General features: G+C 69.2%; 20 protein-coding genes. 17 read left to right on the top strand and 3 right to left on the bottom strand.

From position 1 onward, the window contains the following. Positions 1-10 precede the first annotated feature (10 nt). The 6 genes from NQK81_RS12115 (at position 11) to NQK81_RS12090 (ending at position 3,904) form a co-directional block, all read left to right on the top strand. Positions 11-1,363, top strand: a complete 1,353-nt coding sequence (locus tag NQK81_RS12115; RefSeq protein ID WP_257488250.1) for a hemolysin family protein — start codon at positions 11-13, stop codon at positions 1,361-1,363. Beyond that, the gene (locus NQK81_RS12110; protein WP_192745782.1) at positions 1,356-1,682 is read left to right on the top strand and encodes a cytidine deaminase-like protein; all 327 of its coding nucleotides are present in this window, start codon (positions 1,356-1,358) and stop codon (positions 1,680-1,682) included. The genes NQK81_RS12115 and NQK81_RS12110 overlap by 8 nt, the downstream gene beginning before the upstream one ends. Then, positions 1,682-2,581, top strand: coding sequence for a GTPase Era (gene era / locus NQK81_RS12105; protein ID WP_016332464.1), 900 nt, complete (start codon positions 1,682-1,684; stop codon positions 2,579-2,581). The genes NQK81_RS12110 and era overlap by 1 nt, the downstream gene beginning before the upstream one ends. 156 nt (positions 2,582-2,737) lie before the next feature. Further along, positions 2,738-3,079, top strand: coding sequence for a CD225/dispanin family protein (locus tag NQK81_RS12100; protein ID WP_126729489.1), 342 nt, complete (start codon positions 2,738-2,740; stop codon positions 3,077-3,079). Between the two features lie 25 nt (positions 3,080-3,104). Further along, positions 3,105-3,455 (top strand): CD225/dispanin family protein, encoded by a 351-nt coding sequence (locus tag NQK81_RS12095; protein WP_126729487.1) that lies wholly within the window; start codon positions 3,105-3,107, stop codon positions 3,453-3,455. Further along, positions 3,452-3,904 carry a DUF2752 domain-containing protein gene (locus NQK81_RS12090; protein ID WP_126729486.1) on the top strand — a complete coding sequence of 151 codons (453 nt, stop codon included), beginning with the start codon at positions 3,452-3,454 and terminating at the stop codon, positions 3,902-3,904. Before NQK81_RS12095 ends, NQK81_RS12090 begins: the two co-directional genes overlap by 4 nt. Positions 3,905-4,108: 204 nt before the next feature. Here NQK81_RS12090 and NQK81_RS12085 read toward each other — a convergent pair whose 3' ends face one another. Then, positions 4,109-4,558, bottom strand: coding sequence for a hypothetical protein (locus NQK81_RS12085; RefSeq protein WP_257488249.1), 450 nt, complete (start codon positions 4,556-4,558; stop codon positions 4,109-4,111). Between the two features lie 48 nt (positions 4,559-4,606). On the opposite strand from NQK81_RS12085, the gene NQK81_RS12080 reads away from it, so the two are divergent. Genes NQK81_RS12080 through NQK81_RS12045 form a run of 8 tightly spaced genes read left to right on the top strand, consistent with a single transcriptional unit; the run spans position 4,607 to position 10,230 of the window. After that, positions 4,607-5,356 carry an RDD family protein gene (locus NQK81_RS12080; protein WP_257488248.1) on the top strand — a complete coding sequence of 250 codons (750 nt, stop codon included), beginning with the start codon at positions 4,607-4,609 and terminating at the stop codon, positions 5,354-5,356. Between the two features lie 54 nt (positions 5,357-5,410). Further along, positions 5,411-5,881, top strand: coding sequence for a CD225/dispanin family protein (locus NQK81_RS12075; protein ID WP_185926925.1), 471 nt, complete (start codon positions 5,411-5,413; stop codon positions 5,879-5,881). A gap of 38 nt (positions 5,882-5,919) precedes the next feature. Then, entirely contained in the window at positions 5,920-6,354 is a 435-nt protein-coding gene (locus NQK81_RS12070; RefSeq protein WP_257488247.1) for a CD225/dispanin family protein, read from the top strand. Between the two features lie 55 nt (positions 6,355-6,409). Continuing rightward, entirely contained in the window at positions 6,410-7,171 is a 762-nt protein-coding gene (gene recO, locus NQK81_RS12065) for a DNA repair protein RecO (protein WP_125676128.1), read from the top strand. 39 nt (positions 7,172-7,210) lie between these two features. Then, positions 7,211-8,032 carry an isoprenyl transferase gene (locus NQK81_RS12060; RefSeq protein ID WP_037342848.1) on the top strand — a complete coding sequence of 274 codons (822 nt, stop codon included), beginning with the start codon at positions 7,211-7,213 and terminating at the stop codon, positions 8,030-8,032. Then, positions 8,029-8,451 (top strand): hypothetical protein, encoded by a 423-nt coding sequence (locus NQK81_RS12055; protein ID WP_005158775.1) that lies wholly within the window; start codon positions 8,029-8,031, stop codon positions 8,449-8,451. Before NQK81_RS12060 ends, NQK81_RS12055 begins: the two co-directional genes overlap by 4 nt. Before the next feature lie 37 nt (positions 8,452-8,488). Then, positions 8,489-9,505: a permease gene (locus NQK81_RS12050; protein ID WP_257488246.1), complete on the top strand. Its 1,017-nt coding sequence runs from the start codon at positions 8,489-8,491 to the stop codon at positions 9,503-9,505. Then, the gene (locus NQK81_RS12045; protein WP_257488245.1) at positions 9,502-10,230 is read left to right on the top strand and encodes a TIGR03943 family putative permease subunit; all 729 of its coding nucleotides are present in this window, start codon (positions 9,502-9,504) and stop codon (positions 10,228-10,230) included. The genes NQK81_RS12050 and NQK81_RS12045 overlap by 4 nt, the downstream gene beginning before the upstream one ends. A 191-nt stretch (positions 10,231-10,421) precedes the next feature. Here NQK81_RS12045 and NQK81_RS12040 read toward each other — a convergent pair whose 3' ends face one another. Continuing rightward, positions 10,422-10,835 (bottom strand): Fur family transcriptional regulator, encoded by a 414-nt coding sequence (locus NQK81_RS12040; RefSeq protein WP_034316411.1) that lies wholly within the window; start codon positions 10,833-10,835, stop codon positions 10,422-10,424. A gap of 2 nt (positions 10,836-10,837) precedes the next feature. Further along, the gene (locus NQK81_RS12035) at positions 10,838-11,221 is read right to left on the bottom strand and encodes an ArsR/SmtB family transcription factor (protein WP_126729475.1); all 384 of its coding nucleotides are present in this window, start codon (positions 11,219-11,221) and stop codon (positions 10,838-10,840) included. Positions 11,222-11,483: 262 nt separating this feature from the next. Here NQK81_RS12035 and NQK81_RS12030 point away from each other — a divergent pair, with 262 nt between their 5' ends. The 3 genes from NQK81_RS12030 (at position 11,484) to NQK81_RS12020 (ending at position 13,972) form a co-directional block, all read left to right on the top strand. Then, on the top strand, positions 11,484-12,554 hold the full coding sequence (locus NQK81_RS12030) for a hypothetical protein (RefSeq protein ID WP_257488244.1): 1,071 nt from the start codon (positions 11,484-11,486) through the stop codon (positions 12,552-12,554). Between the two features lie 6 nt (positions 12,555-12,560). Further along, positions 12,561-13,193: a class F sortase gene (locus NQK81_RS12025; RefSeq protein ID WP_257488243.1), complete on the top strand. Its 633-nt coding sequence runs from the start codon at positions 12,561-12,563 to the stop codon at positions 13,191-13,193. A 116-nt stretch (positions 13,194-13,309) separates the two neighbouring features. Next, the gene (locus NQK81_RS12020) at positions 13,310-13,972 is read left to right on the top strand and encodes a class F sortase (RefSeq protein ID WP_257488242.1); all 663 of its coding nucleotides are present in this window, start codon (positions 13,310-13,312) and stop codon (positions 13,970-13,972) included. Positions 13,973-14,051 lie beyond the last annotated feature (79 nt).

Raw genomic sequence — 14,051 nt, 5'->3', positions numbered from 1 at the left:
CGGCGCCGGAATGGGTAGTCCCGCGGCTCTGCTGATCATCGCCATCGCGCTGATCCTGCTCGCCGGGGTGTTCGCGGCCGCCGACGCGGCGGTCAGCACGGTCTCCAAGGCCCGCGCCGACGGTCTCGTCCGGCTCGGCAGGCCCGGCGCGCGCCAGCTTTCCCTGGTCATCGCCGAGCGCCGCCGCCACATCAACCTGATCCTGTTGCTGCGGATGACCTGCGAGCTGACCGCCACCGTGCTGGTCACCGTCGACGTCCTCGGCTGGGTCGAGCCGCTGTGGCTCGCCGTCGTCGTCGCCGCGGGTGTGATGGTCGTGGTCAGCTACGTGATCATCGGGGTCGGTCCGCGCACCCTCGGCCGCCAGCACCCGTACCGGATCGGCCTGGTCGTCGCGGGTCCCGTCCGCGTCCTCGGGTCGATCCTCGGCCCGCTCAGCAGGCTGCTGATCGTCCTCGGTAACGCCATCACCCCGGGCCGCGGTTTCCGAGAAGGCCCGTTCACCTCCGAAGTCGAACTGCGGGAGCTGGTCGACCTCGCCCAGGAGCGCGGCGTCGTCGAGGAATCCGAACGCGAGATGATCCACTCGGTGTTCGAGCTCGGCGACACCGTCGCCCGCGAGGTCATGGTGCCGCGCACGGAGATCGTCTGGATCGAGCACGACAAGACCGTGCGCCAGGCGCTAGCGCTGGCCCTGCGGACCGGGTTCACCCGGCTGCCGGTGATCGGCGACTCCGTCGACGACGTGGTGGGCGTGGTCAACATCAAGGACCTCATGCCCGCGTACATGGCCGAGGGCGGCTCGCAGCGCCAGGTCCAGGAGCTGATGAACCCGGCGAGCTTCGTGCCGGACTCCAAGCGGCTCGACGACCTTCTGAAGGAGATGCAGGTCTCCCACAACCACATGGCGATCGCCGTCGACGAGTACGGCGGCACCGCCGGCCTGCTCACCATCGAGGACATCCTCGAAGAGATCGTCGGCGAGATCACCGACGAATCCGACACCGACGAACGCCCCGAGGTCGAAGAACTCGAAAACGGCGCGGTCCGCGTGTCGTCCCGGCTTTCGATCGACGACCTGGGCGAACTGTTCGGGATCGACCTCGAAGACCACGACGTGGAGACCGTGGGCGGGCTGCTCGCCGAGCGACTGGGTAGGGTCCCGCTGCCGGGGGCCGAAGCCGAGGTCGCCGGACTTCGGCTGTTCGCCGAAGGCGGTAAGGACCGGCGCGGGCGGATGCGGATCACCACGGTGGTCGTCCACCCCGCCGACGCGGACGCGGTGACCGACCCTGCCCAGGGCAGGCGCCGGACCCGGGTCCCGCAGCCCGATGAACGTGACAGGAGTGTCGAACATGCCTGAGCTGGACGCCGAGGACCAGAAGCTGGTGACCCTGGCCAGGTCCGCGCGAGCCCGCACCCAGGCCGCCGAAGGCGCCGCGCTCCGGGACACCGACGGCCGCACCTACGCGGCGAGCACGGTCGACCAGCCGTCGTTCAAGCTGACCGCGTTGCAGGCCGCCGTCGCCGCCGCCGTTTCGAGTGGAGCCGAAGGAATCGAGGCCGCCGTCGTGGTCAGCGGTGACGCGCTCCTGAACGGCGCTTCGCTCCAGGCGGTGCGGGACATCGCCGAAGACGCCCCGGTCTATCTCGCGGATCCCAGTGGCAAGGTGCTGAGCTGATGGCCGAGCCGCATCGTTCCGGTTTCGCCTGTTTCGTCGGACGGCCCAACGCCGGCAAGTCGACGCTGACCAACGCGCTCGTCGGCAGCAAGGTGGCGATCACCTCCAGCAAACCGCAGACCACCCGCCACGCCATCCGCGGCATCGTCCACCGCGACGACGCCCAGCTGGTGATCATCGACACACCGGGGCTGCACCGCCCGCGGACCCTGCTCGGCGAGCGGCTCAACGACATCGTCCACTCGACATGGTCCGAAGTGGACGTTGTCGGGCTTTGCGTTCCCGCCAACGAAAAAGTCGGTCCCGGTGACCGGTTCATCGCCGCCGAACTCAAGAAGATCGCCAAGCGCACCCCGGTGATCGGCGTCGTCACCAAAACGGATCTCGTGAAACCCGAGCAGGTCGCCGAGCAGCTGCTCGCCCTGCAGGAGGTCATGGAGTTCGCCGAGCTGATCCCGGTGTCCGCTGTGGACGGTTTCCAGGTCGGCGCGCTCTCGGACCTGCTGGTGCGGCACCTTCCCGAGGGGCCGCAGCTGTACCCGGGCGGCGAACTCACCGACGAACCCGAGCAGACCCTGGTCGCCGAGCTGATCCGCGAGGCGGCGCTGGAGGGTGTGCGCGACGAGCTCCCGCATTCGATCGCGGTCACCGTCGAGGAAATGCTGCCCCACGAGGGCAGGGACGACATGATCGACGTACACGCGTTCCTCTATGTGGAACGACCGAGCCAGAAGGGCATCATCCTCGGGCACAAGGGTGAGCGCCTCAAGGACGTCGGCGCCCGCGCCCGGCAGCAGATCGAGGGGCTCCTCGGCTCGAAGGTCTACCTCGACCTGCACATCAAGGTCGCCAAAGAGTGGCAGCGCGACCCCCGTCAGTTGCGACGGCTGGGCTTCTGACTGAACGGAATGTCTCGATTCGGTCGCGGAGACCGGTTGATGATGTGGAACCGGACGGGTGACCTTAGAGTCTCAACCCTTGACTCCGGTGATCGCTGATCGGGCGGCGCGCCCGGGTCGTAGTTCTGCATATCATTCGTGAAGGGAAAGCGGTAAATGACCGACAACCAGGGCCTGCCCAACTACTCCGGCGACCCTCAGGGCGGTGGAGGCTTCAACAACCCCGGCCCGCCGCCCAACAACAACCTGGTGTGGGCGATCCTCACCACGATCCTGTGCTGCCTGCCCTTCGGTATCGTCGCCATCGTCAAGGCGAACCAGGTGAACACCCTCTGGGCGCAGGGGCAGCCCGCCGCGGCGCAGGAAGCGGCCGACGCGGCCAAGAAGTGGTCGATCATCGCGGCCATCGTCGGTGCCGTGATCGCCGTTCTGTACGTCATCCTCGTCGTCGTGCTCGGTGTCTTCGCGACCTCGGTCGACGTGAACACCTACCGCTGATCGAGGCGATCGAGGGGGAGACCTCATGACCGACCAATACCCGAACTACCCGCCCCCGGGCGGGCCACCGCCGCAGCAGCCGTACTACGGCGGCGTGCCGAACTACGGCCCGCCGCCGGACAACAACCTGGTGTGGGCCATTCTCTGCACGGTGTTGTGCTGCTTGCCGCTGGGTATCGTGGCGATCGTGAAGTCGAGCCAGGTGCAGACGTTGTGGTCGCAGGGCTTCCACGCCGAAGCCCAGAAGGCCGCCGACGACGCGAAGAAGTGGGCCATGTGGGGAGCGATCTCCACCGGCGTGCTCTTCCTGCTGTACATCATCTTCATCGTGGTGATGGTCATCATCGGCGCGTCGGCGGGAAGCTTCACGCCGTGACGTCGTCCGTCTACACGGGATTCCCGGCGCGCGGGTTCAAGGCGAAGGCCCGCGCGCTGGGGCCACCCCTGGCCATCGCGGCCGGCGCGGGGCTCGGCTGCGTCGTCCTCTGGCTGGGTGATCCCACCACTCCGGGCGGGCCGCTTCCGGTCTGTCCCACCAAGACCCTGCTGGGCATCGCCTGTCCGGGCTGTGGCGGCATGCGCATGGTCTACAGCGCGCTGCACGGGGACATCCCCGCCGCGCTGCACTACAACGCGGTGTCCTTTGTGGTCCTTCTGCTGCTGGTCTGGAGCACCGTCGCCTGGGCGGTCGGAAGACTTCGGGGCCGCGCGGTGAACAGCTGGCTGCACTGGCGCTGGACGCCGCTCGCGTTCGGTGTCGTGTTCGTCGTCTGGTTCGTCATCCGTAACCTGCCTTTCGCCCCGTTCACCTCGCTCTACGTGTGAGTGCCGGGCCGAGGCCCGGATCGTCGGTGGTACCGAGTACGCTCCCGCGCACCGGTCTGCTCGGTGTGTACCCATGCCGTACATTCAGCCCGGGTCGCCGCAACCAGCGAGGGGATTTCGATGACCACTCCCTACGGCCAGCAGCCGCCGGGACAGCAGCCGCCGCCCGGATCCGGGCCCCCGCCGGGGGACGGGCAGCCGCAGTCACCGCAGGCGCAGCAGCCGTTCGGACAGCCGTCGGGAGAGCAGCACTCGCCGTTCGGGCAGCAGGCGCCGGGCGAGCAGGCTTCGCCTTTCGGGCAGCAGCCGCCGCACCAGGGTGGCCAGTCTTCGCCGTTTGGGCAGCAGGCTCCGGGCGAGCAGTCTTCGCCCTTCGGGCAGCAGCAGAGTGACCAGGCTTCGCCGTTTGGGCAGCAGCCGCAGCAGAGTGGCCAGTCTTCGCCGTTCGGTCAGCAGGCGCCGGGCGAGCAGCCTTCGCCCTTCGGGCAACAGCAGCAGTCCCCGTTCGGCCAGCAGCCGAACCAGCCGTTCGGCGCGCAGCCGCAGTCGCCGTTCGGCCAGCAGCCGGGCCAGCCGTCCCCGTTCGGTCAGCAGGGCCAGCCCTCGCCGTTCGGCCAGGCCGCCCAGTTCGGCCCGCAGACCGACTACGCCCACTGGGGCCTGCGCGCGGCCGGGTCGCTGATCGACTTCGCGCCGATCTTCGTGCTCCCGATCATCGGCGCCATAATCGCCACGAACGCGAACTCGCTCATCGGCGGCATCATCTCCGCTGTCGGCTACCTCGCAGGCTTCGCTTGGACCGTCTACAACCGGTGGATCAGGATGGGCACCACCGGCCAGTCGCTCGGCAAGAAGATCCTGAAGATCAAGCTCGTCCGCGAGAGCGATGGGCAGCCGATCGGCCCGTTGATGGCCTTCGTCCGGGACCTGTGCCACAACCTCGACGGCTGGGTCTGCGGTCTCGGCTACCTCTGGCCGCTGTGGGACGAGAAGAACCAGACGTTCGCCGACAAGATCCTCAGCACCGTCGTCGTGCCGGGCGAGGCCGACGGCGCGCCCGCGTCGGCGCCGTTCGGCCAGTCGCCGGGATTCCCCGCGCCGCCGCAGCCGGCTTCGTCGTCGTTCCCCGCGCCGCCCTCGCCGTTCGGCCAGCAACCGCAGCAGCAACAGCCGGTCGGCGCGCCCCAGCAGCCACAGGCGTTCGGGCAGCAGCCGTCCCAGCCGTTCGGGCAGCAGCCGTCGGGAACCGCGGCGCCGTCCGCGGAGTCCGAGCCTGGACCGGCCCTGGGCGAGGCCGAGCCGACGCAGGTCCTCCGCCCGGGACAGCAACCTCAGCAGGCGCCGTCCGGGTTCGACGAAGCCGAGCCGACGCAGAAGATCACCCCGGAGCAGCTGAGGCAGCAGTTGCCCGGAGCGGATGGGCCGAACGGGCCCGGAATACCGCAGAAGTAAGGAACGACCGGCGGGATCTACCCGTCGGGAAGCACGACACAAGTGGGGAACCCGATGACGAACCCGTACGGCCAGCAGCCCGGCCCCGGCCAGCAGCCCTATGGCCAGCAGCCTCAGCCCGGATACGGACCCCCGTCCGGCGCCACGCCCGCGCCGTACGGCCAGCCTTCCGGCCCGAACCCGATGCCGTACGGCCAGCCGGCGCCGTATGGCCAGCCCGCGCCGTACGGTCAGCCCGCGCCCTACGGCGCCCCGGGCGGGATGCCCGGTGGCGGCGGTGACATCAACTCGATCCCGGACTACAAGGGCTGGGCGATCGGGTGCATCTTCCTCTGCTGGATCATCGCGATCTTCGCGATCATGAAGTCCAACGAGGTCAACACCTACAAGATGCAGGGCAACTACGCCGCCGCCATGGACGCGTCGAAGTCGACGAAGACCATGTGCATGATCGCCTCGATCATCGGCGGGGTCGGCTGCCTGTTCTCCATTCTCTGGATCGTCCTGGTCGCCGCGAGCATCTAGCCCGACCCGAAGCCGAAAGAACAACGAGGACCACTTTCATGACCAACCCCTACGGCCAGCAGCAGCCCTATGGACAGCAGCAGCCTGGCTATGGGCCGCCTTCCGGTGGCATGCCCGCTCCCTACGGGCAGCCCGCTCCGTACGGCCAGCCCGCTCCTTACGGCGCTCCGGGCGGTATGCCCGGCGGTGACATCAACGCCATCAAGGACTACAAGGGCTGGGCGATCGGCTGCATCTTCCTCTTCTGGATCATCGCGATCTTCGCGATCATGAAGTCCAACGAGGTCAACACCTACAAGATGCAGGGCAACTACGCCGCCGCCATGGACGCGTCGAAGTCGACGAAGACGCTCTGCCTGATCGCCACCATCATCGGTGGCGTCGGCTGCCTGCTTTCGATCGTGTGGATCATCTTCGCCGTCGTCCTGGCGACGAGCGCGTCGACCTACAGCTGCTACGGCAGCTACTGCTGATTTCGTTTCCGGGGCGCACCACCCCGATGTCGGTCCCAGGTGGGACGATGTCGGGGTGGTGAACCTCTATCGCGACACCGGAGTGGTGTTGCGGACGCACAAGCTGGGTGAGGCCGACCGGATCGTCACCCTGCTCACGCGGCGGCACGGCAAGGTCCGTGCGGTCGCGAAAGGCGTGCGTCGGACGTCATCGCGCTTCGGGGCGCGGCTGGAGCCGTTCGGCCACGTCGACGTCCAGTTCTACACCGGCCGCTCGCTCGACGTGATCACCCAGGTCGAGACGGTCGACGCCTTCGCGCTGCCGCTGGTGGCCGACTACCAGCGCTACACCGCCGCGAGCGCCATCGCCGAGACGGCGGACCGGTTGTCCGCCGAAGAGGGCGAGCCGGTGCTCAAGCTCTACATGCTCGTCGTCGGCGCCCTTCGCGCGCTCGCGGGCGGGGAGCGGGACAGTTCCCTCATCCTCGACGCCTTCTTCCTGCGCGCCATGGCCTACGCCGGCTGGGCGCCCGCGATCACCGAATGCGCCCGCTGCGGCCTGCCCGGGCCGCACAAGGCGTTCAGCGTGTCCGCCGGCGGCTCGATGTGCCCGGATTGCCGGGTCCCCGGCTGCGTCCACCCCTCCCCGGAGGTGCTGACGCTGCTCGCGGCGCTCCTGCACGGCGAGTGGCCGGTGGCCGAGGCTTCGCAGCCGGTGCCGCGGCGGGACGCGTCCGGCCTGGTCGCGGCCCATCTGCAGTGGCATCTGGAGCGCCAGTTGCGGTCGCTGCCGCTGGTGGAGAGGCGTGCGCGGGAGACCAGCACGCAGGCGCAGTAGGGTCGCAGGCACAGGTTCGCTCGATCAGGAGGCTCGAAGGTGCTGCGCAGGGGACGCGAGAACAAGGCGTCACAATTCGAACTTCGCGCGCCGGAGCCGCATCCGTCCGGTGCCCGGCCGCCGGAGATCCCCAAGGAACTCCTCCCGAAGCATGTGGCGCTGGTGATGGACGGCAACGGCCGCTGGGCCAACCAGCGGGGACTGCCGCGGATCGAAGGCCACAAACGCGGTGAAGCGGTGATGATCGACGTCGCCAGCGGTGCCGTGGAGCTGGGCGTCAAATGGCTGTCGGTGTACGCGTTCTCCACCGAGAACTGGAAGCGGAGCCCGGAGGAGGTCCGCTTCCTGATGGGCTTCAACCGCGACACCATCCGCCGCCAGGTCGACTACCTCGGTTCGATCGGCGTCCGCATCCGCTGGGCGGGCCGCCGTCCCAAGCTGTGGGCGAGCGTCATCAAGGAACTGCAGGTCGCCGAGGAGAAGACCAAGCACAACACGGCGCTGAACATGACCATGTGCGTCAACTACGGCGGCCGCGCCGAGCTGGGCGACGCCATGCGCCGGATCGCGCAGGACGTCGCCGACGGCAAGCTGAACCCGGACAAGGTCACCGAGAAGACCATCGGTAAGTACCTGTACCAGCCCGACATGCCGGACGTGGACCTGTTCCTGCGGCCGTCGGGGGAGCAGCGCACGTCGAACTTCCTGCTCTGGCAGTCGGCCTACGCCGAGATGGTCTACCAGGACACGCTCTTCCCGGACTTCGACCGCACCCACCTGTGGCGGGCCTGCCTCGAGTTCGCGAAACGGGACCGCCGCTTCGGCGGGGCCGTCGACAAGGCTTCGGAAGGAACCTCATGACCACCGAGGCGGCGGACACGGCGGCCCTGCTCACCTCCGCGCGGGAAGCCCTCGAGCGCTATCTCGAAGTCCACGTCGACGACGACGGCGCGCTGACCTTCTCGCACGCGGACGTCCCGTGCGTCATCCAGGCGACCCGGCTGGCCGAAGGGCTGACCGTGCTGAGCCTGACCTGCGTCGTCGCCTGGGATCTGCCGGACGACCCGGCGATCGCGGCCTCGGCGGCGGAACGCGCCGGACAGGGCCTGTTCGGGACGCTCGGTGTCGTGCGTTCGGAGAAGGGCATCGACATCACGCTGAGGTACGCGTTCCCGGCCGAGGGCATGGATCCCTCGCCGCTCGGAACGCTGCTCATGCTGGTCGTGTCGACGGCGTCGCAGCTGCGTTCGGACCTCCTGGGGACCGCTCCCGGGGAGTGACCGCCGGAACGCTGGGTCACCTGGCATCATCGCGCGCATGGAAACCATTTCCAGAAGCGCCCCGGAGCGGAAGCCGGCCCGGCGGTTCAAGATCACCTCGATCGAGGTGCTCTGCGCGATCCTGCTGATCGCGATCCTCGGGCAGAGCTGGCTCCAGCAGGTGTTCGACGTGCCCGCGCTGCGGACCGGCTCGACGGTGTTCGTCGCGGTCTGCGTGCAGGCGCTGCCGTTCCTGGTGCTCGGGGTGCTGATCAGCGGCGCGATCGCGGCGTTCGTGCCCGCGCGGGTGCTGGAGAAGGTGCTTCCCCGCCGGGCCGGTGCGGCGGTCGGTGTCGCGGGGCTGGCCGGGGTCGCCCTGCCGGGTTGTGAATGCGCGTCGGTGCCGGTCGCGCGGCGGCTGATCGGGCAGGGTGTCGCGCCCGCGGCCGCGCTGACGTTCCTGCTGGCCGCGCCCGCGGTCAACCCGGTGGTGCTGGTCGCGACCGCGGTGGCGTTCCCGGGGAACCCGGAGATGGTGTTCGCCCGGTTCGCCGGTTCGCTCGCCACGGCGATGGTGATGGGCTGGCTGTGGGCGAAGTGGGGCAAGCTCGACTGGATCGCGGAGCGCGCCTTGCGGCGTCTCCCCGAGGTCCAGCACGGCTCGCGCTGGAAGACCTTCGCCGAGACCGCGCGGGCGGACCTGGTCGAGGCGGGCGGGTTCCTGGTGCTCGGCGCGATGATCGCCGCCGCGATGAACGTCCTGGTACCCGCGAAGTGGTTCGGGGTGCTGGGGGAGCAGATCGTGCTCGGCGTGCTGGTGATGGCCGTACTCGCCGTCGTGCTGGCGCTGTGCAGTGAGGCGGACGCCTTCGTCGCCGCGTCGCTGACCGCGATGCCGCTGCTGCCGAAGCTGGTGTTCCTGGTGGTCGGGCCCGCGATCGACGTGAAGCTGTTCGCGCTGCAGACCGGTACCTTCGGCAAGTCGTTCGCGCTGCGGTTCGCGCCCGTGACGTTCGTGGTCGCGCTGTCCTGCGCGGTGGTCTCGGGTGTGCTGATCCTCGGAGGTGGCGCGTGAAACGCGAGACCCAGAACATCCTGCTGATCCTGCTCGGCGGGGCGCTGCTCAAGATCACGATCAACGGCGACTACCTGCGCTACGTCAAACCCGCGCAGCAGCCGTGGATCATCGCCGGCGGCGCGGTGATGGTCGCGCTGGGCGCGGTCGCGATCGTCCGTGACCTGCTGGCCGCCCGCGCGACCGCCGCCGCCGTGTCCGGGGACGTCCACGCGCACGAGCACAACACCCGGTCGGCCTGGTTGCTGATGGTGCCGGTGCTGGCCGTGTTCCTGGTCGCGCCGCCCGCGCTGGGCGCCGATTCGGTGACCCGCACGGAGGCCAGGGCGCCGCAAAGCGCTTCGGCGAGCAACGCGGCCGCCTTCCCGCCGCTGCCCGCCGGGGACGTGGTCCCGTTGGAGGTCAACGAATTCGTCAGCCGGGCGGGCTGGGATTCCAGTGGCTCGCTGAACGGGCGGACGGTGCGGCTGTCCGGGTTCGTGGTGCACAACGAGGGCAACACGATGCTGGCCAGGATGGTGATCGGCTGCTGTGCCGCCGACGCGTACCCGATCACCGTGCGGATGCTGGGCGAGGGCGCGTCGGGGTTCGGGGACGACACCTGGCTGGAGGTCACCGGGACGGTCGTGCCGGGAACCGCGGTGCGGGAGAACAGCTACATGCCGGACTTGACGCTCACGTCGGTGCGGCAGGTGCCGGCACCGAAGGACCCATACGAGTACTGACGCCCGGACCGGGTCGGTACTCGGGGTCCTGCTGGGCGATGTGCCCCGCCGGGGCTGCGAAAGCCACTTGCGAAACCGTCGGCCGCGGCGCCGCCCTGGCGATCATGTCGCGAAAGCCACTTTCGAGACGTCTGGTGTCCCGAAAGTGGCTTTCGCGACACCACCTCAAGAACCAGGCCCGGTGACGCCCGTCAGTGGTTCGAGCAGGTCCCGACGATCTCCACGGTGTGACTGATGTCGGAGAACCCGTGTTCCGAGGCGATCTTCTCGGCCCACCGCTCCACGGCCGGGCCCTCGACCTCGACGGTGCTGCCGCAGATCCGGCACACCAGGTGATGGTGGTGGTGCGACGAGCAGCGCCGGTAGATGGCCTCGCCGGTGTCGGTGCGCAGGACGTCGATCTCGCCGGCCTCCGAGAGCGACTGCAGCGTCCGGTACACCGTGGTGAGCCCGATACCGTCGCCGCGTTTGCGCAGCTCGTCGTGCAGTTCCTGGGCGGAACGGAAGTCGTCGATCTCCTTGAGCAGCTCCACCACGGCGGCCCGCTGTTTCGTCGACCGGCGTCCCGGCACCGGCGCGGAACTGTTGGCCGTCGTCGGACTCATGCTCACTTCCCCTCCTGAACGTGGGCTACGGCGTCCACCACGATATGCGCAAGGTGATCGTCGACCAGCCGGTACACCACCTCACGGCCGCGTCGCTCACCCTGTACGACCCCCGCGGTCTTCAGTACCCGCAGGTGCTGGCTGATCAGCGGCTGCGCGACATCGAGCGTGTCCACCAGTTCGTGGACGCACCGGTCCGCGTTACGCAGCTGCAGCACGATGGCGATGCGCACGGGGGCGGCGAGGGCCCGGAGCAGGTCACCCGCGTCCGCGAGCACGGCGGGCGAGGCCGACACGGCGGGTTCGGCGGGGGGACGGGCGGACGAATGCGGTCCGGGGTCCTCCGCGAGGCCCGCGGCGGCCGAATCCGGGGTCACCGTAGCCATCGCGGCCTCCAAGTCCATCATGATTTCCGAAGTCATTGCCAGTAACAGTCCAGTCCATCTTAGTGTTCCCGTCCCCGCTGGTCTGTTCGCCGACCGGGCGACCACTTGGCGGCGACGTTACTGCTCCATTCGGGTGACTTCGCGAAGAAATGACCATTCCGCTTCGCATGTCGTCGCCAACGGTGCAAGGTTGTCGCGGAGCGTTTCGTCGCTTCACACTGACGACCGCGCTCAGAGTGCCCGGAGAAGGCAGTGGGGAGACATGACTCGTTTCGTGACGAAGCTGGCCGCCGCGACGGCGGCCGTCGCTTTGGCCTCGGTTCCGGGGCTCGCCTCGGCGCAGACGACGAAGGCCGTCGATGAGAAGACCGGCCCCGTGTCGTTCGCGAACGTGGCGTCGGTGCGGATCGGGAACCCGGGATCGCTGATCACCGAGACCCAGCGTTCGCCGTTGACGCCCGGCCAGTCGAAACTCTCCCCGGACCGCACTGTCGTCCCGCGTGACGCCGGCGAGCAGGGCACCCTCGGTGACAAATGGGCCATCAACCTGGGCCGCTACGGCGCGCAGAGCCCGTTCCCGGCCGGGATCGCCAGCCGTGATCACAACGTGGTCGCCGCGCTGCAGCAGACCACGGTCCCGACGGCGGTCGCGGAAAGCAACTACGCCCTGATCGACAACGGGCGCGGCGGCGCGAAGCCGCTCGACAACACCGTGCTGGTGCTCGAAGGCGCGAAGAGCTCGGTCGACTGTGCCGCGCCGGGCAAGGCGACGTCGTCGACGAGCGTGGGCAAGATCTGGGTACGGGACCAGAACGGCGACCTCAAGCCGTCCGGTGCTTCGGGTGTCGACGTCAAGGGGCTCAAGCTCGGCCCGCCGTCGATGATCAAGAACGAGAGCCTCAGCAAGGACAAGACCACCTCCGACCTGACCGTCACGCGCGTGACCGCCTTCGACCAGCTCATCCGCCAGGACGGCTGGCGCGCCGGCGACGTGACCGCAGTCGCGGGCTGGAAGGTGGACATCGTCACGCACGTGCGCGACGAGACGGGCAAGGATCTGCGTGAGGCCCGCACGACGGTCGTGCTCGGTGGCGTGAGCTGCGCGATCCCGAGGAACTTCGTGGCGAAGCCCGCCGGCGGTACGGGACCGGGCGCGGCGCCCGAGCAGCCCGCGGTGCCGGGGACGGTGCCCGCGGGCGGTATCCCGCCGCAGGCCGACGACTCGACGCGGACCGTGGTCGGGCTCGGGCTGCTGGGCGGCGGCATCCTCGTCGGCGCCGCGGCCATGCTGATGCTTCGCCGTCGCAAGCCCGTGCCGGTGCGGGAGAAGTAGCGGCCCGTGCGGCCCTGGCTGGCGGGACTGTCCGCCGTGGTCACCGCGATCGCGATCTCGGCGGGCGTGGTCGTGCTGACCTGGATCCCGCCGGAATCGCCGGCGGTCTCGTTCGCCGAACCCGCGGTCATGCCGGGTGAGGACGGCGCTCCCTTGGCGCTGCCCGCCGACAGTTCGAAACGGGGGCAGCGCCCCGGCACGATCCGCCTGCCCGAAGGCGGGTCGGCGAGACTCGTCCGCTCCGAGGTCACCGCTCAGGGTGTCCTCCCGATCCCGCGCGGTCTCGGCGACGCGGCGTGGTGGGGTGTGCGGCTCGGCGCGGAAGCGGGTACGTCGCTGATCTCCGGGCACGTCAACTGGGGTGGCGTCAAAGGGCCGTTCGACGAGCTGTGGCGGATGCGCGAGGGCCAGGAGGTGGCCGTCAGCGACGCGGCGGGCGGTATCTGGGTCTATCGCGTGCGCGAGGTCGTCACCGTGCACAAGGACGACCTGCCCGCGCAGGCGGCGAAGCTGTTCGCGCAGAGCGGGCCGCACCGGCTGGTGCTGGTCACCTGCGGCGGCGACTACCTCGGGGGTACGGACGGCTACCGGGACAACCGGGTCGTCGTCGCGACTCCCGTTTCCGGGCCGCCCGCCTGATTCCCGCATTCAGAGGACGAAATGCGGGAAGTCGGTGCAACCACTCGCGGCTCGCGTCGCGTGTCTAGCCACACCGGCCGCTCCGGCGGCTTGACGCGAGCAAGGAGTAATACCCGATGGTGGGACAGATCGACGACGGCACGGCGAGCGAGGAGCGGCCGAAAAAGCGCTCCAGCCTGGGGTTGATCCTCATCGGCGCCGCGATCTTCGTGGTGGCGGCCGTGGTCGCGGTGCTGGTGTTCACCGGAAAGAGTGATTCTGTCGTCGCGGCCGCCCCCGGTCAGGCGGACACGTCGGCGGGGCAGCAGGCGCAGGCCCCGGCCGACACGGGACAGGCGCCCGGCACGGTCAGGCTCCCCGGTGGCGGCACGGCGAAACTGATCCGCAAGGAACTGACCGCGGACGGGACCCTCCCCATCCCCGAGGGTCTCGACGAAGCCACTTGGTGGGGCGCGAAACTGGGCGCCGACCAGGGCGCTTCCCTGCTTTCCGGGCATGTGAACTGGAAGGGGAAGAAGGGCCCGTTCGACGAACTGTGGCGGCTCAAGACCGGCCAGCAGGTCGACGTCGTCGACACCGACGGCGGCAAGTGGGTCTACAAGATCGGCGAGGTCGTCACCGTGCACAAGACGAAGCTCGCCGAACAGTCGGAAAAGCTGTTCGGACCGGACGGGCCGCATCGGCTGGTGCTGGTCACCTGTGGTGGCGAGTACGTCGGCGGGACCGACGGTTACGAGGACAACCGCATCGTCACCGCCTCGTTGGTCAGCAGGCCCTGAGCGGTCCGACCTCGCCGGAGGTCGTGCGGGGACGGGCGGTTAGTCTTGTCCTTCTAGTCCATACCCGTCCCCGCATGCT

Origin of the sequence: Amycolatopsis roodepoortensis (genome assembly GCF_024628825.1) — a bacterium.
In the GTDB taxonomy this organism is placed as follows: domain Bacteria; phylum Actinomycetota; class Actinomycetes; order Mycobacteriales; family Pseudonocardiaceae; genus Amycolatopsis; species Amycolatopsis roodepoortensis.
This window is presented reverse-complemented; position numbering and strand designations above follow the sequence as displayed.

Coding starts and splice junctions, on each gene's coding strand:
- NQK81_RS12115 (WP_257488250.1), top strand. CDS start 11: ATGGGTAGTCCCGCGGCTCTGCTGATCATCGCCATCGCGCTGATCCTG.
- NQK81_RS12110 (WP_192745782.1), top strand. CDS start 1,356: ATGCCTGAGCTGGACGCCGAGGACCAGAAGCTGGTGACCCTGGCCAGG.
- era (WP_016332464.1), top strand. CDS start 1,682: ATGGCCGAGCCGCATCGTTCCGGTTTCGCCTGTTTCGTCGGACGGCCC.
- NQK81_RS12100 (WP_126729489.1), top strand. CDS start 2,738: ATGACCGACAACCAGGGCCTGCCCAACTACTCCGGCGACCCTCAGGGC.
- NQK81_RS12095 (WP_126729487.1), top strand. CDS start 3,105: ATGACCGACCAATACCCGAACTACCCGCCCCCGGGCGGGCCACCGCCG.
- NQK81_RS12075 (WP_185926925.1), top strand. CDS start 5,411: ATGACGAACCCGTACGGCCAGCAGCCCGGCCCCGGCCAGCAGCCCTAT.
- NQK81_RS12070 (WP_257488247.1), top strand. CDS start 5,920: ATGACCAACCCCTACGGCCAGCAGCAGCCCTATGGACAGCAGCAGCCT.
- NQK81_RS12055 (WP_005158775.1), top strand. CDS start 8,029: ATGACCACCGAGGCGGCGGACACGGCGGCCCTGCTCACCTCCGCGCGG.
- NQK81_RS12050 (WP_257488246.1), top strand. CDS start 8,489: ATGGAAACCATTTCCAGAAGCGCCCCGGAGCGGAAGCCGGCCCGGCGG.
- NQK81_RS12040 (WP_034316411.1), bottom strand. CDS start 10,835: ATGAGTCCGACGACGGCCAACAGTTCCGCGCCGGTGCCGGGACGCCGG.
- NQK81_RS12035 (WP_126729475.1), bottom strand. CDS start 11,221: ATGGCTACGGTGACCCCGGATTCGGCCGCCGCGGGCCTCGCGGAGGAC.
- NQK81_RS12030 (WP_257488244.1), top strand. CDS start 11,484: ATGACTCGTTTCGTGACGAAGCTGGCCGCCGCGACGGCGGCCGTCGCT.
- NQK81_RS12020 (WP_257488242.1), top strand. CDS start 13,310: ATGGTGGGACAGATCGACGACGGCACGGCGAGCGAGGAGCGGCCGAAA.